General features: G+C 68.9%; 25 protein-coding genes. 18 read left to right on the top strand and 7 right to left on the bottom strand.

Translation table 11 applies throughout. The features are described from left to right. Positions 1 to 12 precede the first annotated feature (12 nt). Genes FE263_RS07930 through FE263_RS07915 form a run of 4 tightly spaced genes read right to left on the bottom strand, consistent with a single transcriptional unit; the run spans position 13 to position 4,141 of the window. On the bottom strand, positions 13 to 891 hold the full coding sequence (locus FE263_RS07930; protein WP_138325404.1) for a carbohydrate ABC transporter permease: 879 nt from the start codon (positions 889 to 891) through the stop codon (positions 13 to 15). Continuing rightward, complete coding sequence (locus FE263_RS07925) at positions 888 to 1,808, bottom strand: carbohydrate ABC transporter permease (RefSeq protein WP_205880306.1); 921 nt, start codon at positions 1,806 to 1,808, stop codon at positions 888 to 890. The genes FE263_RS07930 and FE263_RS07925 overlap by 4 nt, the downstream gene beginning before the upstream one ends. Beyond that, positions 1,808 to 3,088: an ABC transporter substrate-binding protein gene (locus FE263_RS07920; protein ID WP_138325403.1), complete on the bottom strand. Its 1,281-nt coding sequence runs from the start codon at positions 3,086 to 3,088 to the stop codon at positions 1,808 to 1,810. Before FE263_RS07920 ends, FE263_RS07925 begins: the two co-directional genes overlap by 1 nt. 27 nt (positions 3,089 to 3,115) lie before the next feature. After that, positions 3,116 to 4,141, bottom strand: coding sequence for a LacI family DNA-binding transcriptional regulator (locus FE263_RS07915; RefSeq protein WP_138325402.1), 1,026 nt, complete (start codon positions 4,139 to 4,141; stop codon positions 3,116 to 3,118). A 184-nt stretch (positions 4,142 to 4,325) separates the two neighbouring features. Between FE263_RS07915 and bioB the strand changes: the two genes are divergently transcribed. The 14 genes from bioB (at position 4,326) to FE263_RS07845 (ending at position 16,304) form a co-directional block, all read left to right on the top strand. Beyond that, the gene (bioB, locus tag FE263_RS07910; protein WP_138325401.1) at positions 4,326 to 5,330 is read left to right on the top strand and encodes a biotin synthase BioB; all 1,005 of its coding nucleotides are present in this window, start codon (positions 4,326 to 4,328) and stop codon (positions 5,328 to 5,330) included. After that, positions 5,327 to 5,959: a 7-carboxy-7-deazaguanine synthase gene (gene queE / locus FE263_RS07905; protein ID WP_138325400.1), complete on the top strand. Its 633-nt coding sequence runs from the start codon at positions 5,327 to 5,329 to the stop codon at positions 5,957 to 5,959. Before bioB ends, queE begins: the two co-directional genes overlap by 4 nt. Beyond that, positions 5,960 to 6,679 carry a 7-cyano-7-deazaguanine synthase QueC gene (queC, locus tag FE263_RS07900; protein ID WP_138325399.1) on the top strand — a complete coding sequence of 240 codons (720 nt, stop codon included), beginning with the start codon at positions 5,960 to 5,962 and terminating at the stop codon, positions 6,677 to 6,679. Then, positions 6,676 to 7,227: a 6-pyruvoyl trahydropterin synthase family protein gene (locus FE263_RS07895; RefSeq protein ID WP_138325398.1), complete on the top strand. Its 552-nt coding sequence runs from the start codon at positions 6,676 to 6,678 to the stop codon at positions 7,225 to 7,227. The genes queC and FE263_RS07895 overlap by 4 nt, the downstream gene beginning before the upstream one ends. Next, on the top strand, positions 7,224 to 7,688 hold the full coding sequence (gene queF, locus FE263_RS07890) for a preQ(1) synthase (RefSeq protein ID WP_138325397.1): 465 nt from the start codon (positions 7,224 to 7,226) through the stop codon (positions 7,686 to 7,688). Before FE263_RS07895 ends, queF begins: the two co-directional genes overlap by 4 nt. A 103-nt stretch (positions 7,689 to 7,791) precedes the next feature. Then, complete coding sequence (locus FE263_RS07885; RefSeq protein ID WP_408886160.1) at positions 7,792 to 9,207, top strand: aminotransferase-like domain-containing protein; 1,416 nt, start codon at positions 7,792 to 7,794, stop codon at positions 9,205 to 9,207. A 261-nt stretch (positions 9,208 to 9,468) separates the two neighbouring features. Then, positions 9,469 to 9,951, top strand: a complete 483-nt coding sequence (locus FE263_RS07880; protein ID WP_138325396.1) for an MSMEG_0572/Sll0783 family nitrogen starvation response protein — start codon at positions 9,469 to 9,471, stop codon at positions 9,949 to 9,951. Positions 9,952 to 9,964: 13 nt separating this feature from the next. Then, the gene (locus tag FE263_RS07875; RefSeq protein WP_138325395.1) at positions 9,965 to 10,999 is read left to right on the top strand and encodes a Nit6803 family nitrilase; all 1,035 of its coding nucleotides are present in this window, start codon (positions 9,965 to 9,967) and stop codon (positions 10,997 to 10,999) included. Continuing rightward, a complete protein-coding gene (locus tag FE263_RS07870; RefSeq protein WP_138325394.1) occupies positions 10,920 to 12,041 on the top strand; it encodes an MSMEG_0568 family radical SAM protein in 1,122 nt (373 codons plus the stop codon). Before FE263_RS07875 ends, FE263_RS07870 begins: the two co-directional genes overlap by 80 nt. A 14-nt stretch (positions 12,042 to 12,055) precedes the next feature. Beyond that, positions 12,056 to 12,616, top strand: coding sequence for an MSMEG_0567/Sll0786 family nitrogen starvation N-acetyltransferase (locus FE263_RS07865; protein ID WP_205880305.1), 561 nt, complete (start codon positions 12,056 to 12,058; stop codon positions 12,614 to 12,616). After that, positions 12,616 to 13,587: a sll0787 family AIR synthase-like protein gene (locus tag FE263_RS07860; RefSeq protein WP_138325392.1), complete on the top strand. Its 972-nt coding sequence runs from the start codon at positions 12,616 to 12,618 to the stop codon at positions 13,585 to 13,587. Before FE263_RS07865 ends, FE263_RS07860 begins: the two co-directional genes overlap by 1 nt. Beyond that, complete coding sequence (locus tag FE263_RS07855; protein WP_138325391.1) at positions 13,584 to 14,720, top strand: MSMEG_0565 family glycosyltransferase; 1,137 nt, start codon at positions 13,584 to 13,586, stop codon at positions 14,718 to 14,720. The genes FE263_RS07860 and FE263_RS07855 overlap by 4 nt, the downstream gene beginning before the upstream one ends. Further along, positions 14,713 to 15,009 carry an MSMEG_0570 family nitrogen starvation response protein gene (locus FE263_RS07850; RefSeq protein WP_138325390.1) on the top strand — a complete coding sequence of 99 codons (297 nt, stop codon included), beginning with the start codon at positions 14,713 to 14,715 and terminating at the stop codon, positions 15,007 to 15,009. The genes FE263_RS07855 and FE263_RS07850 overlap by 8 nt, the downstream gene beginning before the upstream one ends. A 2-nt stretch (positions 15,010 to 15,011) precedes the next feature. Then, entirely contained in the window at positions 15,012 to 16,304 is a 1,293-nt protein-coding gene (locus FE263_RS07845) for an MSMEG_0569 family flavin-dependent oxidoreductase (protein WP_138325389.1), read from the top strand. A gap of 21 nt (positions 16,305 to 16,325) precedes the next feature. Here the strand turns inward: FE263_RS07845 and FE263_RS07840 are convergent, their stop codons facing one another. Next, complete coding sequence (locus FE263_RS07840; protein WP_138325388.1) at positions 16,326 to 19,622, bottom strand: amino acid permease; 3,297 nt, start codon at positions 19,620 to 19,622, stop codon at positions 16,326 to 16,328. A gap of 144 nt (positions 19,623 to 19,766) precedes the next feature. Between FE263_RS07840 and FE263_RS07835 the strand changes: the two genes are divergently transcribed. From FE263_RS07835 to FE263_RS07825, 3 genes are read left to right on the top strand one after another with little or no spacing between them, the layout of a single operon-like run. After that, on the top strand, positions 19,767 to 20,459 hold the full coding sequence (locus tag FE263_RS07835) for a transaldolase family protein (protein ID WP_138325387.1): 693 nt from the start codon (positions 19,767 to 19,769) through the stop codon (positions 20,457 to 20,459). Between the two features lie 3 nt (positions 20,460 to 20,462). Continuing rightward, positions 20,463 to 21,944, top strand: coding sequence for a mannitol dehydrogenase family protein (locus FE263_RS07830; protein WP_138325386.1), 1,482 nt, complete (start codon positions 20,463 to 20,465; stop codon positions 21,942 to 21,944). Next, complete coding sequence (locus tag FE263_RS07825) at positions 21,941 to 22,996, top strand: aldo/keto reductase (protein WP_240759198.1); 1,056 nt, start codon at positions 21,941 to 21,943, stop codon at positions 22,994 to 22,996. The genes FE263_RS07830 and FE263_RS07825 overlap by 4 nt, the downstream gene beginning before the upstream one ends. On the opposite strand, the gene FE263_RS07820 is transcribed toward FE263_RS07825, so the two are convergent. Next, entirely contained in the window at positions 22,972 to 23,223 is a 252-nt protein-coding gene (locus tag FE263_RS07820; protein ID WP_138325385.1) for a DUF3297 family protein, read from the bottom strand. The two genes, FE263_RS07825 and FE263_RS07820, sit on opposite strands and share 25 nt — an antisense overlap. A gap of 139 nt (positions 23,224 to 23,362) precedes the next feature. On the opposite strand from FE263_RS07820, the gene FE263_RS22050 reads away from it, so the two are divergent. Further along, entirely contained in the window at positions 23,363 to 23,626 is a 264-nt protein-coding gene (locus tag FE263_RS22050) for a hypothetical protein (RefSeq protein ID WP_171033994.1), read from the top strand. Positions 23,627 to 23,638: 12 nt separating this feature from the next. Here the strand turns inward: FE263_RS22050 and FE263_RS07815 are convergent, their stop codons facing one another. Further along, on the bottom strand, positions 23,639 to 24,925 hold the full coding sequence (locus FE263_RS07815; protein WP_171033993.1) for a class I SAM-dependent methyltransferase: 1,287 nt from the start codon (positions 24,923 to 24,925) through the stop codon (positions 23,639 to 23,641). Between the last annotated feature and the right edge of the window lie 92 nt (positions 24,926 to 25,017).

Below are 25,017 nucleotides of genomic sequence, written 5' to 3'. Positions count from 1 at the left end.
GGGGGGCAGCGGCTATTTCACGCCGCCAGAGGCGAGACCGCCTCGCCAGAAGCGCTGGAGGCCGAGAAAGGCCAGCAGCACGGGAAGGATCGCGACCAGCGAGCCGGTCATGACCAGCGGGAACAGCGCCTGCGAGCCGCCGCCGGCACTTGCGGTCGAGTACCAGGACGCCAGCCCCACGGTCGCGGGATACAGGCTCGGCGTGCTGAGCATGACCAGCGGCAGGAAATAGTTGTTCCAGGTGGCGACGAAGGAAAGCAGCAGCACGGTGACCGCGGCGGGCGTGATCAGCGGGAATGCGATCGTCGCGAACACGCGGAACTCGCCGGCCCCGTCCAGCCGGGCGGCGTCGAGCAGATCCGCAGGCACGGCCTGGTCGACATAAACTCGCATCAGGTAGACGCCGAGCGGGAAGACCAGGGACGGCAGGATGACGGCGAGCGGCGTGTCGACCATCCCGACCTTGCTCAGGAGCAGGAAGATCGGGATGGTGAGCGCCGTCTGCGGGATCATCACCGCCCCCAGCACGATCGCGAACAGCACGCCGCGTCCGCGGAACCGGTAGCGCGAGAAGGCGTAGCCGGCGGCGCTGCACAGGGCCGTCGCGCCGACCGCGGAGACCCCCGAATACAGCGCGGTGTTCAGCAGCCACCGGCCGAAGATGCCATCCTGGAAGGTGAAGACCGTCCTGATGTTCTGCCAGAGCGCGTTGCTGTGGCCGAACGCGAAGCCGAAGGTCTCGAACAGGTCGGACTGGGTCTTGGTCGATGCGATCAGCAGGTAGACCAGCGGCAGCATCGTGTAGGCGAGCGGAACGACGAGCAGCAGGGTGCCGAGGCGGCGCGACCGCCCATAGGCGGCCGAACCGGGTCGCAGGCCGACATACGTCATGAGGTTCCGCCTTCGCGCGTGCCGAGCATGAACAGGTATGAAATGACGGCGATCACCGCGCCGAGCACGAAGGAGACCGCGGCAGAATAATTGTATTGCTGATCGGTGAAGGCGAGCGCGTAGGCATAGACGTTCGGCGTGTAATGGTCGCCGATCACGGACGGCGAGATCGCGTGCAGGAGTTGCGGCTCGTTGAACAGCTGCAGGGTGCCGATCACCGAGAAGATGAGGGTCAGGACGATCGCGCCGCGAATGGACGGCACCTTGACGCGCAGCGCGATCTGCCAGGGTGACGCGCCGTCCATCACCGCCGCCTCGGAGAGCTCGGCGGGAACCGCCTGCAGCGCCGAATACAGGATGATCATGTTGTAGCCGACATATTCCCAGGTCACGACGTTGGCGAGCGAGGCCAGCATCCAGTGCGAGGACAGGAAATCCGGCGCCGGAATGCCGAGCGCGTGCGCGGCCTGGGTGAAGGGACCGAAACTCGGGCCGTAGAGATAGCCCCAGATCAGGGTCGCAACCACGCTCGGCACCGCATAGGGCACGAAGAAGGCGAGGCGGAAGGCGTTGCGGAACCAGATCGTGCCGCGGTCCAGCATGATCGCGATGGCTAGCGCCAGCGCCAGCATGACCGGCACCTGGAACAGCCCGAACAGCGCCATGTGCGCGATGCCGGACCAGAAATTGGTGTCGCCGAGAACGTCGATGTAGTTCTGCAGGCCGCTGAAGCTGGTGCCGCCGGCGAGGGTGTCGCGGAACAGGCTGAGCACCAACGCATAGGCGAGCGGCACGATCAGGAAGCAGGCGAACAACACCAGGAACGGCGCCAGCAGCAGGATGGGTGCGGACCGCGGTCCGGGCCACTGCATCGCCCGGCTTCGCGGCGGGTGCGGGATCGTCGCGGTCGTGTCCATCAGGTGGCGACCGTGAATCCCTGCTGGCGCGCGAACCGCACCACTCGCGCCTGCAGCGTATCGAACGCGCCCTCGAGCGAACCGCCGCTGCTCGCCACCGCGCCGCACTCGTTGCCGATCTGCGCCACGAAGTAGTCGTTGAACGGGCTCCACTGGAAATCGGTACCGACCTGCGACGAGGCTTTCGCGAACACCTGGTTGGCCGCCTGGCCGCCAAAGAACGGGTACGGCGTGTCGAGGAAGGACTGGTCCTTGAGCAGGCTGTCGAGCACCGGGAAAAGGAACTGCTTGCTGGCGAACGCGCGGGCCGGCGCCGATTGGCCGAGCAGCCACCGGATGGCGGTCGCGGCTTCCTGCTTGTGCTGGCTGGTGGCGGTGATCGCTAGCGCCGAGCCGCCATAGTTGCCGTTGGACGGTGCAGCTGCGTTCCATTGCGGCAGCAGCGCCGCGCGCCACTTGCCCGCACTGGACTGCGCGAATTGCGACAGGAAGACCGGGCCCCACGCAGCGGTGAGCCAGATCGCATAGCGGCCGCGGGCGAGCGACTGGTACCAGTCGGTGGTGAAGCCGGCCGAGGTGTCGACTGCCCTGGCGTCGATCAGCTTCTGCCAGTAGGCGGCGAAGCGCTGCGTGGCGTCGCTCTTGATGCGTATCGTGAGGTGGTCGCCATCGACCTGGAACGGACGCCAGCCGGCCTGCCAGAGCAGACCGGTGACCCAGCCGCCGTCGGAGAAGGTCGCATTGGTCAGGTAGGTGTCGGGGGAGGTCTTGCGCAGCGCCTTGGCGGCATCGGCGAATTCGTCCCAGGTCCTGGGTGGCTCGAAGCCGTGCGCCTTGGCGATGTCCTCGCGGTAGATCTGGCCCATCGGCCCGCTATCCCAGGGCAGCGCGTTGATCCGCCTGCCCTCGGTCACCTCCTGCCACGTGTACGGCACGTACTGCGCGGACATGTCGGCCATGCCGAGTTGCGCGAGGTCGGCCAGGCCGCGCACCTGGGCGAAGGAGCGCACCATGTCGAGCTCGAGCTGCACGATGTCGGGAGCGCCGGTGCCCGCCTTCAGCGCGGTGCGAAGCTTCGCGTATTCCGGCCCGGCCTGCCCGGCGTTGGTGAGCTGGAACTTCAGCCCCGGATTGGCCGCCGTGCACATGTCGAGCTCGACCTGCAGGTTCGGAAGCCAGCTCCAGACCGTCAGCGTCACCGGCTCGGCGGCGCGGGCCCGCGGCGCGAGGGCGGCAAAGGCCGAGGCTGCGAGCAGCGAACGTCGATGGATTTTCTTCATTTTTGTTCCTCCCTGGCTGGTTTTCGTTCAGGTCGAAGGTGGCGCCGTGCTGGCGCGTCGGATCAGCCGCGGCGCGCCGACCACGCGCAACGCGTCCGATGGTACCCCGTCCGGATCGGCGATCAGGTCGAGCAGCAGGTTGACCGAGCCCTCCGCGAGCGACGCGGTCGCGATATCGACCGTGGTGAGCGCGGGACGCATCTCGGCCGCCATCCAGATGTCGGTGATGCCGACGATCGAGAGCGCGCGCGGGACCGGGCAGCCGCGTTCTGCGGCGGCCTGCAGGGCGCCGATCGCCAGCAGGTCGTTGGTGGCGAGCAGCGCCGTGATGTGTGGATCGCTCTCGAGCAGCCGGCATGCGGCGCGGTAGCCGCCGCCGATGCTGTCCTCGTCGACCACGATCCGCGCCTTCGGCAAATCGATGCCCGCCTGGCGCAGCGCGGCAACGGCGCCGGCGAGACGCATGTTGTGGATCGGGACCCCGCTCGTGCCGCCGGTCAGGATCGCGATGCTGCCGTGCCGAAGCTCCAGGAGATGCTCGGCGGCAAGGCGACCGGCGGCGCGGAAATCGACGGTGACGCATGGCTTCGACGGGTAGGCGTCCGGCGCTTCCCAGATGGAGAGCACGGCGGGGACGCCGGCGGGAAGCATGGACAGCAGGTTCTTGCGGCCAAGATCGCTGCCGAGCACGATCAGGCCCTCCGAGAGTGGGCCGGCAACGGCATCCAGATAGGCCGTATCCAGCGTCCCGTCAGGCCTAGCCGCGTTGCAGACCAGCAGGAAATGGTCGCGCCGCCTGGCTGCGTGCTCCGCCTCGAGGGTGAACTGCGCATAGAACGGGTTCGTGATGTTGGTGAAGAACAGCGCGATGGTCGGCGCGCGCCCCTCGGCGAGCGCGCGGGCAAACAGGTTGGGGCGGTAGCCGAGTTCGTTGGCCGCCGAGCGCACGCGTTCGGCGGTCTTCACGCTGACCGATCCACGGCCGCGCAGCACGTTGGAGACGGTCGCTCCGGAGACGCCGGTCCGGCGGGCAATGTCGATCAAGGTCGGCAATGCCGCCCTCCCCGATTAAACGCTTAACCCGATCATACGGAGCGAGCCGCGGCGGTCAAGAAGGCGATAGTCCCGGCCCGGTTGGCGGGTGACGGCGGCACCTCGAGCGCGAGCGTTGCGCTTCAACCTGGGCGGCAGCTGTGGCAGAAGCCGGCTAGAAGATAGCCATAGAGGATCGTGGATCATGCCGGATGGTGGATCAGGCCGACCCGGGCCGGTGTCGGCGACGCGTCACGACTGGACCCGCGACGAGGTGGCGGCGCTGATCGCGTTGCCGTTCCCGGAGCTGCTGTTCCGGGCGCAGACGGTGCATCGCGCACGTTTCGACCCCACCGAGGTGCAGATCTCCACCCTGCTCTCGATCAAGACCGGTGGCTGCCCGGAGGATTGTGGCTACTGCTCGCAGAGCGTGCATCACGAGAGCGGGCTGAAGGCCAGCAAGCTGATGCAGGTCGAGGCGGTGCTCGCCGAGGCGCGGGCGGCAAAGGCCGGTGGCGCCAGCCGGTTCTGCATGGGTGCCGCCTGGCGCTCGCCGAAGGACCACGATCTGGAGGCGGTCTGCGCCATGATCGAGGGTGTGAAAGGGCTCGGACTGGAGACCTGCGTGACGCTCGGCATGCTGAGCGGGCCGCAGGCCGGACGGCTGCGCGAGGCCGGGCTCGACTACTACAACCACAACCTCGACACCTCGCCCGAATACTATGGCAGCGTGATCACCACGCGCACCTACCAGGACCGGCTGGACACGCTGAGCCATGTGCGCGACGCCGGCATCAACGTCTGCTGCGGCGGCATCATCGGTCTTGGCGAAAGCGAGGATGACCAGGCCTCGCTGATCGCCACCCTCGCCTGCCTGCCGCAGCACCCCGAGAGCGTGCCGATCAACCTGCTGGTGCGCGTCGCCGGTACCAGGCTCGAGGACGCCGTACCGGTCGACCCGATCAGCTTCGTGCGCATCATCGCCGCCGCCCGCATCACCATGCCGGCGAGCATGGTGCGGCTGTCGGCGGGACGCGAGAGCATGAGCGACGAGGCGCAGGCGCTCTGCTTCCTCGCAGGCGCCAACTCGATCTTCTACGGACCCAAGCTGCTGACCACCCCGAATGCGGTTGAGAGGCAGGACATGCGGCTGCTCGACCGCCTCGGGATGGTCCCGATGCAGATCGGTGGTACGGCGCCGGCATCATGAGCTACGCGGTCAAGGAGCTGTTCGCGACGTTGCAGGGCGAAGGCGCGCAGGCCGGGCGGGCGTCGGTGTTCTGCCGCTTTGCCGGCTGCAACCTGTGGTCCGGGCGTGAGCAGGACCGGGCGACGGCGACCTGCCGGTTCTGCGACACCGACTTCGTGGGCATCGATGGCGAGGGTGGCGGGAGATTCGCCGACGCGGCTGCGCTGGCCGATGCGATCGCCACCTGCTGGGTCGGGGGCGCCGAGGAGCGCTATGTCGTGTTCACCGGCGGCGAGCCGCTGCTGCAGCTCGATGCGGCACTGATCGCGTCGGTGCATGCGCGCGGCTTCACCATCGCGGTGGAGACCAACGGTACACTGGAAGCGCCGGACACGCTCGACTGGATCTGCGTCAGTCCGAAACAGGGCGCCGAGTTCCGGCAGCGTGCCGGGCACGAGCTGAAGCTGGTGTATCCGCAGCCCGGCCTGCCGCCGCAGCAGTTCGAGGCGCTGGAGTTCCGGCATTTCTTCCTGCAACCGATGGACGGGCCCGACCAGGCCGCCAATACCCGCGATGCCGTCGCCTACTGCCTCGCGCACCCGAAATGGCGGCTCAGCGTGCAGACACACAAGATGATCGGGATCGCCTGAGTGCCAGGCACCTTCATCACCGACCAGACGGCGCTGGTGCTGTTCTCCGGCGGCCAGGATTCCGGCACCTGCCTGGCCTGGGCGCTGGACCGCTTCGCGCATGTCGAGACGCTGGGCTTCGACTACGGCCAGCGTCATCTGGTCGAGCTGAGTTGCCGCGCCGCGGTGCGGGATGGGCTGATACGGCTGCACCCGGAATGGCGCGCACGGCTCGGCGACGACCACACGCTGTCGATCGACGCCCTCGGCCAACTCTCCGAGACCGCGCTGACCCGCGATGCCGAGATCATGCTGGGCGAAAACGGCCTGCCGAACACCTTCGTGCCCGGCCGCAACCTGCTGTTCCTGACCTTCGCGGCGGCCCTCGCGGTGCGACGCGGTGCGAGGCACCTGGTCGGCGGCATGTGCGAGACCGACTATTCCGGCTATCCCGACTGCCGCGACGACACCATCAAGGCGCTGCAGGTGGCGCTCAATCTCGGCATGGACCAGCGCTTCGTGCTGCACACGCCGCTGATGTGGCGCGACAAGGCGCAGACCTGGCAACTCGCCGACAGCCTCGGCGGTGCGCCGCTGGTGGAGCTGCTGCGCCGGGAAACCCATAGCTGCTATCTCGGCGATCGCAGCCTGCTGCATGCCTGGGGATATGGCTGCGGTCATTGCCCGGCCTGCGACCTCCGGCGCCAGGGCTGGGAATGCTACGAGGCCGCCGCCGCATGACCTCGCCGCAGCTGATGTTCAGCCGGCGCTTCTCGATGGGCCATCGCCTGATCCGGAGCGGTTCGGAGTCCTGCGCGTTGCCGCACGGCCATAACGAGACCGTCACCGTGCGGCTGCAGGCGACCTCGCCGCAGCGGCTCGACGGCGCCTCCAACATGGTGCTGCCGTTCGCCCGCGCGAAAACCACCTGGCATCGGTGGATCGACGATCATCTCGATCACGCCCTGCAACTCGGCGAGGACGATCCGCTGCTCGGCTGGTTCCTCGCCAACGAGCCCGCGCGCGCCAGCCGCATCGTGCTGACGCCCGGCGATCCCACCACCGAGCTCATGGCGTGCCTGATGATGTCCAAGCTCGCGTCGTTCCTGCAGGCGGATGGCGACCTGCTGCGCTGCGTCGAGATCCGTCTCGAGGAGACGCCCACCAACAGCGTGGTTTTCGACGGCGATCCGCTCGCCATGCTGCCCGCCACACGCCCGGCCGTGCAATGCTGGTGGCGCCGCGCCGACATGAGCTTCGCAGATCCGGTCAGGACACTTGCCGCATGAACGATCCATCCATCGCAGGCCTGACCCAGCTCGGCCAGCCGACCGTTCAGCCCGCGAGCCCGGAGCAGGCGGTGCTGGAACGGGTGTCGGCACCGCATCCCGGCAGGCAGTATCTGGTCCGTTTCACCGCGCCGGAATTCACCTCGCTCTGCCCGATCACCGGCCAGCCGGATTTCGCGCATCTGGTGATCGACTACGTGCCACGCGACTTCATCGTCGAGAGCAAGTCGCTGAAGCTGTACCTCACCAGCTTCCGCAACCACGGCGCCTTCCACGAGGCGTGCAGCGTGCAGATCGCGACCACGCTGGTGGAGCGGCTGGACCCGGTCTGGCTGCGCATCGGCGCCTACTGGTATCCGCGCGGCGGCATTCCGATCGACGTGTTCTGGCAGACCGGGGCTCCCCCCGCCGATGTCTGGATCCCGGCGCAGGACGTGCCGGGCTATCGCGGGCGGGGCTGAGGAAGCTCGCCCGCAGCCGCAAGGCTCCTCTGGCGCACCGCTTGCAGTGATCGTCCGGTCCCCGACATGCCGACAGGCGGTCGGGAGATCGGAGCAGATCGCGATGCAGGCGCCCCAGGACGAAGCCCTCATGGTCGTCTGGGGCCAGCGGCTGGCAGAACGCGGCGGGCCGCTGTACCTCGCGATCGTAGAGGTCCTGGAGCAATCGATCCGCACGGGTGAGCTGCGCGAGGGTGCGCGCCTGCCGCCGCAACGGGCACTGGCGCGCGGCCTCGCCGTCGACCTGACCACCATCACCCGCGCCTTTACCGAGGCCAAGCGGCGCGGCCTGCTCGATGCCTCGGTGGGGCGCGGCAGTTTCGTGCGTTCCGGCACCGGAGCATCGCGCTGGCGCGACGACCGCCAGGCGGTGATCGACCTCACGATGAACCTGCCGCCGGTGCCGGTGCAGCCGTCCCTGCAGCGCATGCTGCAGGATGGGGTGGCCCGGCTGCTGCGTCGGCAGGATGTCAGCGTGCTGATGTCGTATCGCCTCACCGTCGGCGCGCTCGAGGAGCGCCAGGCCGGCGTGCAATGGCTGCGCCCACTGCTGGGGCACCGGCCGGTGGACGAGATGCTGGTCACCCCGGGTGCGCAGAGCGCCATGGTGGCGGTGGTGAGCTCCATGCTGCAGGCCGGCGATGCGCTGGTCGCCGAGCAGTTCACCTATCCCGGCATCCGTGCGCTCGCCGCCCAGCTCGGGCTGGTGCTGTCCGGGGTCGGCATGGATGCCGAGGGCATGCGGCCGGACATGCTGGACCGCGTGCTGCGCGAGAGCGGGGCCCGCCTGGTCTACTGCACGCCGAACATCCAGAACCCGACGACCGCGACCATGTCGCTGCAGCGCCGGCACGACATCATCGAGGTCGCCGCCCGGCACAAGGCGATGATCCTCGAGGACGATCCGTACGGCCTGCTGCCGCACGATCCGCTGCCCGCGCTGGCAAGGCTGGCCCCGCCGCGGGTATTCCATGTCGCCACCGTGTCGAAGACGCTGTCGCCCGGCCTGCGCACCGCCTTCCTGGTGGCGCCCGGCCCCGACCAGGCGCAGCGCCTGACGGCGGCGCTGCGCGCGACATCGCTGATGGGCGCCGGCCTGCTGACCGGACTGACCGCGGACTGGATACGCAGCGGGCAGGCCGGCGCGCTGCTGTCGGCAATCCGCAGCGAGCTGGTGGCGCGACAGGAGATCGCGCGCAGCATCCTCGGCGAGAACTCGTGCTGCGCGCATCCGGCCGGCCCGCATGTCTGGCTTCGCCTGCCGCCGCACTGGAGCAGCACCGACTTCGTGACCTACGTGCGACGCCAGGGCCTGGCACTGGTGCCGAGCGATGTCTTCACCGTGGCGGGCGATGCACCCGGCCGCGCCCGCATAGCACTCGGAACCGCCGCGGATCAGGGCGCGCTGACGGAGGCTCTCACCGCCGTCGCCGCAGCGCTCGGCCACAAGCGCGCCCAAGGCTACCACAACGTGGTCTGAGCAGAACCTGGGCACGGGATGCGAACCGCGTGCAGCTTGTGCCTTCGATGAAGGCAGCCAGAAGCCGCCTGATCCAATCCTGCCTATTGCTCGCCCGGTTGTCTTGCATTGTATGGCAGCACGACCGTCGCTTGCCCTGATTGTATGGATCCCGGAGACGATCGGGACACTGGCACGGCGCTTGCGCTGCAGGCTGCGGGACAGAGGCCGCGGGATCCGCATCGGGCGGACCGCCCGCCAACCCTGTCGAGGGTCACCGCCATGCCGAAAGTCGAGAAAGCCCCGAACGTCACCGGCGACTATCTGGTCGACTACGAGGAGAAGGTGTTCGAGGACGTCCAGGCGAAAGCCGGCGAAAAGGCGCTCGTCACCTTCCATACGGTCGCCTTCGAGGGCTCGATCGGTTTCGTGAACCTGCTGCAGGCGACCCGCCTGAAGCGCAAGGGTTTCGAGACCACCATCCTGCTGTACGGCCCCGGCGTGACCCTCGGAGTGCAGCGCGGATTTCCACGTCTCGGTGACGAAGCGTTCCCCGGCCACCAGAACTTCAACAAGCAGATCACCAAGTTCATCGAGGAGGGCGGCAAGGTCTATTGCTGCCGGTTCGCGCTGCAGGCGCTGTACGGCCATGGCGAAGGCTCGCTGATCCCCGGCATCATCCCGATCGCGCCGCAGGACGTGCTCGACCTGGTGCTGCTGCATCGCCGCGACAACGCCTTCATCCTCGACACCTGGACCCTCTGAGCAGGCGCCGGCGATGGCCGCGACCACCAGGCAGAAGATAGTCCGGGCCGCCGCGATCCAGCTCTGCCCGGTGCTGGAAAACGGCGACGGCACGGTGGAAAAGGTGCTGTCGGCGATCGCGGAGGCGGCGGCGCGCGGCGTCGAGATCGCGGTGTTTCCGGAAACCCTGGTGCCGGCCTATCCATACTTCTCCTTCGTGCGTCCGCCGGCACAGATGGGCGCCGAGCACATGCGGCTCTACGAGCAGGCGGTGAGCGTGCCGGGTCCGGTGGTGAACGCGGTCGGTCAAGCGGCCCGCGCATGCGGCATGGTGGTGGTGCTTGGCGTCACCGAGCGTGACCACGGCTCGCTGTACAACACGCAGCTGGTGTTCGACCGCGACGGCACCCTGCTGCTGAAGCGGCGCAAGATCACGCCCACGTTCCACGAGCGCATGGTCTGGGGTCAGGGCGACGGCGCCGGCCTGCGCGTGGTGGAGAGCGCGGTCGGCCGCATCGGCGCGCTCGCGTGCTGGGAGCACTACAATCCGCTGGCGCGCTACGCCCTGATGGTCCAGCACGAGGAAATCCACTGCGCGCAGTTCCCGGGTTCCATGGTCGGCCAGATCTTCGCCGACCAGATGGAAGTGACGATCCGCCACCATGCGCTGGAAGCAGGCTGCTTCGTCATCAACGCCACCGGCTGGCTGACGCCGGAGCAGATCACGTCCATCAGTCCGGACGAGACCCTGCAGAAGGCGCTGCGCGGCGGCTCGTGCTCGGCGATCATTTCGCCCGAGGGCGTGCATCTGGCGCCGAAGCTGACCGAGGGCGAGGGCATGGTGGTGGCCGACCTGGACATGGCGCTGATCGTCAAGCGCAAGCGGATGATGGACAGCGTGGGACACTACGCAAGACCGGAACTGCTCCGCCTGCTGCACGACAAACGCGAAGCGCACGTGGTGCGCGCGACAACGGGGAGCCGACACGATGGCGATGCAACCCTTGCTGGATACGACGAGCCGCACCCTGATCACCGACCTGCAATCGCTCGGCCTGCGCCTGGCTGATGCGGATGCCGACGGTGTCGGCCTGCACAGCCGCCGCGGTGGTGCGGGGCCGTCCGACCACAAGGCGATCAGCATCGGCGGCCAGACAATCATGGTGCCGATCCATACTCATGCCGCGGGCCTCTCCCCGTTCTCGGCGAGGCCGCCCGGACCGGAGGGTGTGACCACCCTGCTGCAGGACGGCCGCGCGGTGGCCGAGATCGCGTTCCCGCGCCAGCCGCGCTTCTACCGCATGCAGACCTTCGACGGCGTGCCGTATTGGAAGATCGCCCTGCTGCACGGCCGGGATACGCTGGCGACCACCGTGCTGCAGACCTGCATCCGCTACCGCGATCGCCGCACGGCGTGCCAGTTCTGCGCCATCGGCCAATCGCTCGATGCCGGCAGGACGGTTGCGCACAAGACGCCGGACATGCTGGCGGAAGTCGCACGCGCGGCGGTGCTGCTCGACGGCGTGCGGCACATGGTGATGACCACCGGCACGCCCAATATCGACGACCGCGGCGCCGCCGTGCTGTGCGACAGCGCCTTCGCGGTGAAGGCGGCGATCGACCTGCCGATCCAGGTGCAGTGCGAGCCGCCGCGCGATCCGGCCTGGTATGCGCGGCTGCACGCCGCCGGCGCCGACAGCCTCGGGATGCATCTCGAAGGCGCCACCCAGGCGGTGCGCGAACGGATCATGCCCGGCAAGGCGACCGTCTCGGTCGAGCGCTACATGGAGGCGTTCGCCCACGCCGTGCCGGTGTTCGGGCGCGGCCAGGTCAGCACCTACATCCTGGCCGGGCTCGGCGACACCCCGAACGAGATCCTGGCGCTGTCGGCGCGACTGGTGGCACTCGGCGTGTATCCGTTCGTGGTGCCGTTCGTGCCGATTTCCGGCACGCCGCTGCAGGACCACCCGGCGCCGGCGCCCGCGTTCATGCGCGCGGTGCTGGGTCCGCTCGGCGCCATGCTGCGCGACGCCGCGATGTCGTCGAGCGACGTCAAGGCCGGCTGCGCGCGATGCGGCGCCTGCTCGTCGCTGTCCGCCTACGAGCACTGAACAGGGGCCGCGCCATGCCGATCTGCGACGAGACGGACGCGCCGTTCCTGCCGGGCGAGTACGCCATCCTGATCGCGCGCCATCCGTGGGAGCGGGCCGGGCATTTCGCGCTGCGCCGTCAGGTGTTCTGCCTCGAGCAGCAGTTGTTCGAGGGCAGCGACCGGGACGCCATCGACGACGACGCCACGCCGATCGTGGCGACGACCACCATCCTCGGCAGTCCGCACAGCGTCGTCGGCGCGGTCCGCATCCACCAGGAACAACCCGGCCTCTGGCGCGGGTCGCGGCTTGCGGTGCATGCCGATCATCGCCGGATCGGCAGGCTCGGCACCGAGCTCATCCGGCTTGCCGTGTGCACCGCGCATGCGCGTGGCGCGACCCGGTTCCTGGCGCAGGTGCAGGTGCAGAACGTGCCGCTGTTCCGGCGCCTGCACTGGATGTCGCTGGAGGAGATCACGCTGTGCGGGCTGCCGCACCACGTCATGCAGGCCGACCTTGCGCGGTATCTGCCGCACGGGCTCGACCGCACCCGGCTGATCCGCCCGCTGGACCCGGCGGCGAGGCAGGCCGCCTGATGGACCTGGAACGCCTCGCCCTGGCGCTGCGGGACGGACCGGCTTTCGCCGCCAAGCGCGACATCGCGCCGGTACTGCGGAGCCTCGCACTCGGCGAATTCGACCCCGAGGCCGGACGGGCGATCGCGATCGGCGACGACTGCGCGGCGATCCCCGACGGCGACGGCACCCTGCTGCTGGCCATCGAGGGCTTCCTCGGCAGCCTGGTGGAGGCGATGCCGTGGTTCGCCGGCTGGTGCGGGATCATGGTCAACCTGTCCGACATCGCAGCGATGGGCGGGCGGCCGATCGCCGTCGTCGACGCGCTCTGGGCGCCGGACCAGGCGCACCGGGAGCCGATCCTGCGCGGCCTTGCCGACGCGTCTCGCGCCTATGGCGTTCCGGTGGTCGGCGGCCATACCGGGGCGGGTGCCGCCGCCAATCTCGCGGTGGCGGTGCTCGGCCGGGCGCAGCGCCTGCTGACCAGCTTCGACGCCAGTCCCGGCGACCTGCTGGTGGCGGCGGTCGACCTGCGCGGCGCGTGGCACGAGCCGTATCCGTTCTGGGACGCCGCCAGCCGTGGCGCGCCGCCGGAGCGGCTGCGCGCCGACCTCGACATCCTGCCGCGCCTTGCGGAAGCCGGGCTGTGCCGCGCCGCCAAGGATATCAGCAATGCCGGCCTGGCCGGGACCGCGCTGATGCTGGCCGAATGTTCCGGCATCGGCATCACCCTCGACCTGGAGCGCATCCCGCGTCCGCCCGGCGCGGGTATCGAGCGCTGGCTTGGCGCCTTCCCGAGCTACGGCTTCCTGCTCGCGGTGACGCCGGACCATGTGCCCGCGGTGCTGCAGGCGTTCGCGAGCCGCGACATTGCCGCCGCGGTCATCGGCACCTGCGAGCCCGGCAGCCGGCTCGACCTGCTGCATGAGGGCGTCCGCGCCACCTGCTGGGATCACGCCGAACACAGGCTGCTCGGCTGCGCGCCGCCATGAGCATCGCCATCCTCGCCCACTCCACCAACCCGCGCGGCGGCGTGGTGCACGCGATGCAGCTCGCCGAGGCGCTGTGCGACGCCGGCCACGATGCCACCCTGATCGCGCCGGACGCCTCGGGGCGCGGCTTCTTCCGGCGCACGCGCTGCCCTGCCCTCGCCATCCCCGCGCGCCCGGAGCCGGACACCGTCTCGATGGTGGCGCGCCGGATCCGGGAAATCGCCGACTTCCTGCAGGCACCCGCGACGCGCCGCTTCACCCTGTTCCAGGCCCAGGATTCGATCTCCTCGAACGCGCTGGCCGATCTTGCGGAACGCGGCGTGATCGAGGGCTACTTCCGCACCGTGCATCACCTCGACCGCTTCGAGGATGCGCGCCTCGCATCCTGGCAGGAGCGTGGCCTGCGCGGCGCCCGCGCGGTCGGCGTGGTCAGCCGCCTGTGGCAAACCCGCCTGCTGGAGAGCCACGGCATCGAGGCTACGCTGCTCGGCAACGGCGTCGACCGCGCACGCTTCTCGCCGGCGCCGGACGGACGCGAGGCGGCGCTGCGGTCGCGTCTCGGCCTGCGCGCCGGCGACCGGGTGGTGCTCGCCATGGGCGGGATCGAGGCGCGCAAGAACACGCTCGGCACGTTGCAGGCGGTGCTGTCGCTCGCCGCTCGCGACCCGTCGCTGCGGATGGTGGTGGCCGGTGGCGCCAGCCTGCTCGACCATTCCGCGCAGCGCGCCGCGTTTGCGGCCCTGCTGTCGGCATCGGGGCACGCGGATGCCATCGTGCAGGCCGGGATCATCGACGATGCCGACATGCCGGCGCTGTACCGCATCGCCGACCTGCTGGCCTGCCCGTCCCTGGAGGAAGGCTTCGGCCTGTGCCCGATCGAGGCGATGGCCTGCGGATGCCCGGCGCTGGTGTCGCGGATCGCGCCCTTCACCGAGCATCTCGAAGCCGACGAGGCGGTGTGGGTCGATCCGCACGATGCCGGCAGCATACGGGACGGCATCGTGCGGGCGCTGCGGCCGGACATCGCGCTTCGCCTGCGCAGGCAGGGCCCGGTGACGGCCGCACGCTTCGACTGGAACACTGTCGCGGCCCGGCACCGGGATTTCTACGCCAGGGAGACGATCGATGCCTGAGATGCGGTTCAGGATACGCTGGCCGGATGGCACCGAGGCGCTGTGCTATTCGCCGTCGCTGGTGATACGCGATCATCTCGACCCGGGCCGCGATTATCCGGTGGCGGAGTTCGTCGAACGCAGCCGCATCGCGCTCGGCATCGCCAGCGAGCGCGTCAGGGCACGCTACGGCATGGCGTGCTCGCGGGCGCTGTCGCAGATCGATCGCATCGAGCATCGCGCACGCGATTTCGCAACCCGTCCCGACAGCAGGGTGACGGTGCTGTCGTTCCATGACGGGGGTGGCTGACGATGGACGCCGTTGCTGCCTTATCCGTCCCGGCCCGCATCCCGGTCGCCATCGTCGGTGGCGGCCAGGCCGGCCTGTCGCTGAGCTGGCACCTCAAACACGCCGGCATCGCCCATGTCGTGCTGGAGCGCGCGACGCCGGGCCATGCCTGGAGACACGAGCGCTGGGACAGTTTCTGCCTGGTGACGCCGAACTGGCAGTGCACCCTGCCGGGATATCCCTACCAGGGCGACGATCCCAACGGCTTCATGGTCAAGGGCGAGATCGTCGCCTATCTCGACGGCTTCGTGCGCAGCTTCGATCCGCCGGTCCGGGCCGGCGTTTCGGTCGAGCGCCTCGCCGGTGCCGGCACCGGCGGCTACCGGCTCGAGACCAGCGCCGGGCCGATCGAGGCCGGCCAGGTGGTGATCGCCACCGGCGGCTACCACGATGCGATCATCCCGCCGTACGCGAGCGCGATCGATTCCGCGATCAGGCAGCTGCATTCGTCGGACTACCGCAATCCCGCGTCGCTGCCGCGCGGCGCCGTCCTGGTCGTCGGCACCGGACAATCCGGCGCGCAGATCGCCGAGGATCTGCATCTCGCAGGGCGGGCCGTGCATCTCTGCGTCGGCGGGGCGCCGCGCGTCGCCCGCTTCTACCGCGGCCGCGACGTGGTCGAGTGGCTGCACCTGATGGGCTACTACGACATCCCGGTCGAGAAGCATCCCCTGCGCGAGGGCGTGCGCGACAGGACCAACCACTACGTCACCGGTCGCGACGGCGGCCGGGATATCGACCTGCGTCGCTTCGCGCTCGAGGGCATGACGCTGCACGGCACGCTGTCCGGCGTGCAGGCAGGCCGTGCGTCGTTCCTCGACGACCTCGCCGGCAATCTCGACGAGGCCGACCGCACCAGCGAGGGCATCAAGCGCAGCATCGATGCCTGGGTGGAGAAGCAGGGGATCGAGGCGCCCACCGAAGCTCCCTACGTGCCGCCCTGGCAGCCGCCACTGGGTGCGGCGCCGCTCGACCTCGCGGCGGCCGGCATCGGCAGCATCGTCTGGTGCATCGGCTTCAGGCCGAACTACCGCTGGATCGAGGTGCCGGTGTTCGACGGCGCCGGACGGCCGACCCATCATCGCGGCGTCACCCCGCAACCGGGCTGCTACTTCCTCGGCCTGCCCTGGCTGCACACATGGGGCTCCGGCCGCTTCTCCGGCATCGCGCGCGACGCCGCGTACCTTGCCGAACGAATCGCCGCGACCGTCGCCGAACATTCTTTCGAACAGGCGCCGACGCAGGAGCCGGCATAGGCGCCCGCATCGGGCCGGTGCTCAGGCGGCCTGGCCCTCCAGGCAATCCATGGTGGTGGCTGTCCGCGACGACAGCATCGCGACGACCTCCGCCTCCGGCAGCGGCTTCGAGAAGAGGTAGCCCTGGCCGAAGTCGCAGCCCATCTGCGTAAGCTGCAGCGCCTGTTCCTGGCATTCGATCCCCTCGGCGACGACCTGCATCCCCATGCCGGTGGCCAGCGCCATGACCGTCTTCACGACCTGCCGGCTATCGGTGTCCTCCACCATGCCGGACACGAAGGAGCGGTCGATCTTAAGGATGTCGATCGGAAACCTGTGCAGGTAGCTGAGCGAGGAATAGCCGGTCCCGAAATCGTCGACGCTGAGCTGCACGCCGAACAGCTTGAGCTGCGAGAGGATGTGCACCGCCCGGGCCGGATCACCCATCGTGCCGCTTTCGGTGATCTCCAGCTTGATCGTGGCAGGATCGACGCCGGTCTCGATCAGGATCCGCTGGATCTCTGGCACCAGGTCGTGTTGCGCGAACTGCCGCGGCGAGATGTTCACGCTCATGCCCAACTTGCGCTCCTGGCCGAACCGCTGGTTCCATATCAGGCTGGTCAGGCAGGCTTCGCGCATGACCCACAGTCCGAGCGGCACGATGAGGCCGGTCTCCTCGGCGACGGTGATGAAGTCGCCCGGAAAGATGAGGGGACCGCCAGGGACCTGCCAGCGCACGAGGGCCTCGAAGCCGACGATCTCCGCGGTCGGCAGGGCGACGATCGGCTGGTAGTGCAACAGGAATTCCTGGCCTTGGAGGGCGCGACGCAGGTCGTTCTCGAGATGCATGCGCGTCGTCACCGACGCGAGCAGGAACTCGTTGTAGACTTCCACCCGGCTCTTGCCGAGGCTCTTGGCGCGATACATCGCAAGGTCGGCGTCGCGGAGGATGTCGGACGCCGAGCCGGATCCGCCGCAGCTGGTGGCGACGCCGATGCTGGCCGACATGTGGACACAGTCACCGGCGATCATGAAAGGCGTGCCGAGGGCAAGCTGGATGCGATCCGCCACCTTGACTGCATCCGCGGCCGACTGGATGCCGCCCATCAGCACGATGAACTCGTCGCCGCCCAGCCGGGCCAGCACGTTCCTGGCATCCTCGTCCGGCGCACCGCGGTCGGCCTTGCGCAGGAGCAGGCTACGGAAGCGGCTGGCAACCTGCATCAGGAGATCGTCGCCGGCCGCGTGGCCCAGGCTGTCGTTGACGATCTTGAAGCCATCGAGATCGATGAAAAGCAGGCCGCAGGCACTTCCCCCCTGATCGCGTTGCCGGGCAAGAGACCGTTCCAGGCGCTGGATGATGAATGCGCGGTTCGGCAGTCCGGTCAGGGCGTCATGCAGGGCTTCATGAACCGCCACTTCCTTGGATTCGAACAGGTCGTTGCGTGCCTTGCGCAGCCCCTCGCAGGCGCGGTTCAGTCCGATGGCAACTTGCTTCACGCCGTGCTGCAGCAGGTTGAAGCTCTCCGCCATGGCGCCGAGCTCGTCACGCGAGGCGACGACGACCGGGACGATGTCGATCGAGGCATGCGCCGCCTGCAGGTTGCCTTCGCCAAGCGCGTTCATCGCCGTCGCCAGATCCCGGATGGTTCCGGATGCAAGGCGCATCGCCGCCGCGCTGACCTCGTTCGCGGAGTGGGCAACCATGCCGGGCAGCACGATGCCGACGGTCACGGTCAGCATCGCGACCGCCACGAAGATGTCCTCGAGTACCACGACGAGGCTGCCGTGCAGGTTCGGGATCGAGGCGACGGCGAGGATGTAGCCCACGGAGTCGATCGCCAGCACCAGCAGCATGGCCCCGGTCAGCTTGACATGCAGGCTGCGGCCCAGCTGCAACCCCAGCCCCTTGCGGGACCGGTCCTCCAGCATCCGCATGGCGTACAACCCGGCACCGGCCAGGGCCATCAGGAGCCCGAACACCACGGTGGGCAAGCCGAACTGCTCGAACCCGAGCAGCGCGCTGCAACACCAGACGATCGCGGCGCAGACACCAAGCCCGATGGTGCCGCGTGGCGCCCGATAGGGCCGCGCCGCCCCGGGAGCGTCGCGCCGCAGCAGCCATACCGCGACGCTGGGCAGGCCGATGCCGATCAGGTAGGTGAAATTCGCCGCGGCGATCAGCCAGATCGGGTCGCCGATCAGCAGGAACAGGATGGCGAAAGCCGCGGTCAGCAGGATCGCCACCCATGGCGCATCGGTGCGTGAACGCCAGCCCAGGATGGTCGGCAACAGCCCGTCCTCGGAGAGCTGCGCCAGTGCCCGCGAAGCGCCGCTGACCGCCTGCATGGCGGCGGGCAGCATGTTGAACATCATGAAGCCGATCGCCGCCGACTTCGCGAAGCTGCCGAAAACCGGTGCGAATGTCGGGCCGAGAACCTGCCCGAGATCGCGGCCAAGGGCGTCCGGTCCAAGCGTGCCGAGCCAGACGAGCGGCAGGAGCACGAAGTAGACCGCCGCCATCAGGGCGCTGGCGAGCATCGCGCGCGGCACGTTGCGCTTCGCATCGATGGTCTCGCCGACATGGCACGTCGCGGTCTCGAACGCCGGAGCCCCGAACCCGACCAGGTACAGCCCGGCCATCACCGACGTGATGGACCCGAACCAGCCAGGAAACGGCGAGGTCAGGTGGAAATCCACCGCCTGCGTCCAGTGCATCCGGCCCGACAACAAGGGTGCCAGCATCGAGATGAAGGCGAGCGTGGCGGCGGCGACGGCCACCGGTATGGCGAGCCGGGCGGACCATACGATGCCGCAGAGATTGAGGGCGGTGCAGGCCAGCACGAGCACGCAGGCGATCGACCAGACCGGGACGCCGGGGAGGCACCACTGGCCGATGGCGGTCGCCGACAGGATCGCGGTGATCCCGCATGTCGGCACCCAGCCCCACCAGTAGCAGACGCCGGTCAGCGCCGACAGGATCGGGCTGTAGGGACGGAAGGCCTCGGTGCAGGCCGCCGCGATGCCACCGACCCGGTTGGGCGACATCAGCACCAGCTCGGTCCAGCCCGGGGCCGCGGCATAGCCGAGCAGCAGGCCCAGGATCAGGAGAAGGATCGCGGCGCTGCCCTGCCCGGGAATGTGGCCCTGCCCGACGAACAGTGCCGCGATGAGGAACAGGCTCTGGTTGCTGCCGCCAATGGCCAGCGCCGTGGTCCCGAGCCAGCCCAGCCGCCTCGGATGCGGCCGCGGGCACGCTTCATCGCCGGGTGATACCGCCTCATGCACGACGATCTGCCGATCCTCGTTCATCCCGGCCTGCGCGATGCTGCATGTCATGACCGATACTAGGCAGCGAGTGCTCAAGAAGTGCTTAAGGTGCCGGTACCGACGCTCAGGCGGGTGCGAACTTCGGCCATAGGCGACCGCCCGGGGCCGGGCTAGTTTTCCGGCTGTCGTCAGGCAACGAAAACGCAGGCAGCCATGGTCTTAACGTCGGATCCCTCCACGCAGCCGGGCGTGCGGCTCTTCCTCGACAGCGCCGATCGCGGCGCCTGGGAGCGCTGGCTGCCGAGCGGGATGTTCTTCGGGATCACCACCAACCCGACCATCCTGGATGCCGCCGGCCTCGCCTGCCGCCTGCCGGTGATCGCCGACCTCGCGCGCGACGCCTTCGCGCTCGGCATCGAGGAGCTTCAGGTGCAGACCTGGGGCACCGACACCTTGCCGCTGGTGCGCAACGGCCTTGCCCTCGCCGCGCTGTCGCCGCGCATCGTGGTCAAGGTGCCGGTCACCTTCGAGGGCGTTCGGGCGGTGGCGGCGCTGCACCGCGAGGGCGTCCGCACCACCCTCACCGCGGTCTATGCGCCGCACCAGGCACTGACCGCCGCCGCCGCCGGCGCCGACTACGTGGCGCCGTATTTCGGTCGCATGGGCGATCTCGGCCACGACGCACTCGCCGCGATCGTGGCGATGCGCGATATCCTGGCAGCCTCCGGCCGCGCCACCCGGCTGCTGGTGGCCAGCATACGCAGCGCCGACGACCTGGCGCGCCTCGCCGCCGCCGGGCTCGATACCTTCACCTTCGGCACCAAGGTGGCCGAGGGGATGTTCTCCGACGAGAACACCGCCAACGCTGCGGCAACCTTCGAAGCCACCGCAGCCAGGGGCGCCTGAGCCATGGCCGACAGCAACCTGCTCGCCACCCTGCCCGCCGGCATCGCCCGCCCGGCGTACGATCGCAGCCGCGTCCGCGCCGGCATCGCGCATCTCGGCGTCGGCAACTTCCACCGCAGCCACCAGGCGTTCTATCTGGACCGGCTGCTGGCCGACGCATCGCAAAACGGCTGGGGCATCCTCGGCATCGGCATCCAGGACACCCACCCGGAGCGCGACAAGGCGCTCGCGCTGCAAGCCCAGGACGGCCTCTACACCCTCACCATCTGTCCGCCGGATGCCGCCGCCGAGACCGTGCTGATCGGCGCCCTGGTCGAGTATATGCACCTGCCGAACGACCCCGAGGCTGTGCTGCGCCGGCTGGCCGAGCCCGCGATCCGCATCGTCAGCCTGACCATCACCGAGGGCGGCTACAATCTCGACGAGCATGGCGGCTTCCGGCTCGAGCAGCCCGATGTCGCCGCCGATCTTGCCGCGGCAGGAACCGGGACCGCGCCGCGAACGGTGTTCGGCCTTGTCGTCGAGGCGCTGCATCGGCGCCGGACCAGCGACACCGGCCCGTTCACGGTGCTGAGCTGCGACAACCTGATGCATAACGGCCAGGCCGCACGCGCTGCCTTCGTGGGCTTCGCACGCGCCCGCGATCCCGGACTCGCCGACTGGATCGAGACCGAGGTCAGCTTCCCCAACAGCATGGTGGACGGTATCGCGCCGTTCGTGTCCGCCGACGATGCGGCCCGCCTGAACGACCGCAGCGGCGCCGCCGACCGGGCGCCGGTGTTCCGCGAGGACTTCACCCAATGGGTGCTGGAGGACCGGTTCTGCGCCGGCCGTCCGCCGCTGGAGCAGGTCGGCGCGCAGTTCACCGACAAGGTGGACCCGTACGAGCTGGTCAAGCTGCGGATGCTGAATGCCGGCCACACGGTGATGGCGCTGCCGTCGATCCTGCTCGGCCACCAGCTGGTGCACGAGGCGATGCAGGACGAGCTGGTGAGCCGGCTGGTCGAGCGCTACCTGTCGGAGGACGCAGCACCGCACCTGACCGCGCCGCCCGGCATGGCCACCGCCGACTATGCGGCGCTGCTGCTGCGACGGTTCCGCAATCCCAACATACGCGACCAGGTCAGCCGGATTGCCGGGCAGAGTTCGGCCAAGCTGCCGGTGTTCCTGCGTCCGACCGCCGAGGCGGTGCTGGCATCCGGTGGCGATCATCGCCGGATTGCCTTCATCGCGGCTGCCTTCGTGGAGTATCTGCGCGGCCAGGATGATTTCGGCCGCAGCTTCCCGGTCGCCGAGCCTGCCCTCACGGTGCCGGACCTGGCACTCGCCGCGCGCCACGACCTCACGGACTTCCTGCGCATGAGCCCGTTCGCCGGCTGGAGCCTGGAGCGCTATCCCGACTTCATCGCCGAAGTCGGCCGGCAGCGCTCGGCGATCCGTGCACAGGGCACCCGTGCGGCGCTGCAGGCCCTGCTGCAGCCTTGATCCCGACACGATCCCTCGGTCGCTCCGGGCTTGCGGTCAGCCGGCTCGGCTTCGGCGCCAATGCGATCGGCAACCTCTACGTCGCACTCGACGAGAACGATGCACGGGATGCGGTGGACGCCGCCTGGGACAGCGGGGTGCGCTACTACGATACCGCGCCGCTCTACGGCCACGGCCTGTCGGAGCGCCGGCTCGGCGACCGGCTGCGTGTCCGGCCGCGCGACGACTATGTGCTGTCGAGCAAGGTGGGGCGGCTGCTGCGGCCGCACGGACGCACCACGCCACACCGGCTGTCGGTGGCGGAGGGCGGCATCTTCGAGGGCGAGCTGCCGTTCCGCCCGGAATTCGACTTCTCGTACGACGCCACCATGCGCTCCTTCGAGGACAGCCTGCAGCGGCTTGGGCTGGCACGCATCGACATCCTGCTGATCCACGACGCCGACGAATGGACGCATGGCGACGCCATCGGCGACCGGCTGCGGGAGGTGGAGACTGGCGCGTTGCGTGCCTTGCGGCGGCTGCGCGACGAGGGGGCGATCTCGGCGTTCGGCGCCGGCGTCAACCAGGCCACCGCCTGCGAGCGGCTGATGGATCTTGGCGAGTTCGACTGCTTCCTGCTCGCCGGCCGCTACACGCTGCTGGAGCAGGATGCGCTCGACGGCCTGCTGCCGCGCTGCATGGCGCAAGGCGTGTCGATCATCCTCGGGGCGCCGTTCAATTCCGGCATCCTGGCGACCGGCGCCATTCCCGGTGCGCGCTACAACTACCAGCCGGCCGATACCACGATCCTGGAGCGGGTCGCGCGCATCGAGGCAGTCTGCGGTGCGCACGACGTGCCGCTTGCGGCGGCGGCGCTACAGTTCGTGCTGGCGCATCCTGCGGTCGCCAGCGTGATCCCCGGCGCGAGATCCGCCGCCGAGGCGCGCCGCAACGCGGAGCTGGTCGCAACGCGGATCCCGGTGGCGCTCTGGGACGACCTGCGGGCCGAGCGGCTGCTACGTCCGGATGCGCCCTCGCCGGCTACGGTTCAGGCCGGAGCGTCCTTGAAGTAGGGCTCGACGGTGCCCTGCAGCTTCATCGTCATCGGCGCGCCGGTGCGGGTTACGGTCTTGCCGACAGTCAGCCGGACCCAGCCCTCGCTGACGCAGTACTCCTCGACATTGTCCTTCTCGACGCCCTTGAAGCGGATGCCGATGCCGCGGGCGAGGATGTCGGCGTCATGATATGGGCTCGTGGGGTCGACCGAGAGCCGGTCGGGGGGCGTCGTTGCGGTGCTCATGCTCGTTCTTCGTCCGTCGTTCGGGCCGGTCATAGATCGTCCGCACCGTGATGGCGAGACCGGGGGGTGGCAGGCCATTTATGTTTGCAATCGAAACAAAAATCCGCTAGCGTCTCGTTATTGAAGCGGAACCCCTGTCATGCAGATCGCCTCCATAGCATCTCCGCCGGTCCGGGCAGCGTCATCGCCCGCCGCCCCAGCCGTGGCTGAAGCGGCGCCGGCCATCGCTACGGCTCCACGTGTGCTAAATCCGGACCTGCATCTCGATCCCAGCCTGGGCATCGTGGTGACCGAGTATTTCAACCAGCACGGCGACGAGACGCAGCAGTTTCCGACCCACAAGGCAATCGAACGCTACCAGATGTTCGGGATGACGAAGACCAGCGCCGGTTCGGCATCGTAAGGTTCCGGCTCGTCAGGACAAGGCGGCCGAAGCGGAACCTGCGGAGAATTTCAACGAGCATTCGAAATCGATTATTGCGCGGTCGATCGCAAGCCCGCTCCTCTCGACGAAGTCCTGCCATTCCGGCAGCTCGAACATCTGCTCGTTGAAGCCGTTCGACAGCTCCGCGATATAGGCCGGCTCGAGCGGGTTGACGACACAAGGCTCGCGGACCGCCACGAAGCGACCGTTCGGTGACAGCAGCGGAGTGAGACGCTTCAGGAACTCACCGGGCAGCGGGATGTGGTGCAGGGCCGCACAGATGCAGATGATATCGAAGGTCCCCTCGCTGAAGGGAGGATACATCATGTCGAAGGCACCGAACGCTGCCCTTCCCTCGAGTACTGCCGGGAAGCGGCCATGCATGACAAGGGCAAGGGCCTGCATGACGTGGGAGATGTCCGAGACCACCACCTCGGTGTCGGGATCGGCGATCCGCATCGACATCGGATGGATGCCGGCACCGACCTCGAGGATGCGCGGGCGCGCCACCCCGGCATCGCGAAGCCCAGCCACGACCTCACGCAGGAAGTCGTCGCCGCGCTCGACATCCGCCTGGACATCGAACTGCTCGCGTCGGTCACGGCGCAGGGCCGGAAAGCCGGGGAGATCCGGCGGCGTGGCGGTGACCCGCATCTCCAGCACCGGCGACGCGTCGAACCACCGGACGGTGTCAATCGCGACAGCCGCCGGGGCCGGACGCCGCTGCCATGGCGGCTTCCATCCGGACGGCGCCGGCGGCGACGCCACGCCTTGCGTCACCAGCAGGAAATGGAACCGCACGAGATGCTCGCCGGTGGCGCCCGGCGGCAGCCGCACCAATGCCGGGATGGTCAGCTCGGCGCCGGGGTGGAGCGGGACAGGCAGGGCCGACCGGCTCGCCTCGAAATCCATCGGCTCGCCGAGCGGCGTGAATAGCCGGTAGCTGAGAAACAGCCTGGTCGTCTCGTTGGTGAACAGCGGCAGTCGGGAGCCATTCCGTAGCCGGATCGAACGATACTCGCCCTCGTCGCTGCGCAGGGTGCCGGGCTGATGCGATGTCAGGCAGGTCACGTGCTTCAGCGCGTCCTCGATCTGCTCCGCGGTGAGCGACACGACCTGCCTGGCTTCGGGCTGCGCCTCGAACCGGGCGAAGAAGTTGGCGAACTCGGGATGCGACGGCGTACGGTACTTCACCAGGCTGACGAGTGCAGCCTCGACTTCCCGGCGATGCGGTTCGCCGATGCGGAACGCCTCCATCACCCGGTCCGGAATCGACACCACCTCTTCCGGCCGCATCAACAACGGCACGCCACTTTCAACCGGGTAGATGGCGGCACATCCGGTGCAGGTGAAACAGGCTTCCGAAGCAG

The organism is Lichenicoccus roseus (genome assembly GCF_005844085.1).
Taxonomy (GTDB): domain Bacteria; phylum Pseudomonadota; class Alphaproteobacteria; order Acetobacterales; family Acetobacteraceae; genus Lichenicoccus; species Lichenicoccus roseus.
The sequence above is the reverse complement of the archived record's forward strand: the minus strand, read 5'-3'. Positions and strand labels throughout refer to the sequence as shown.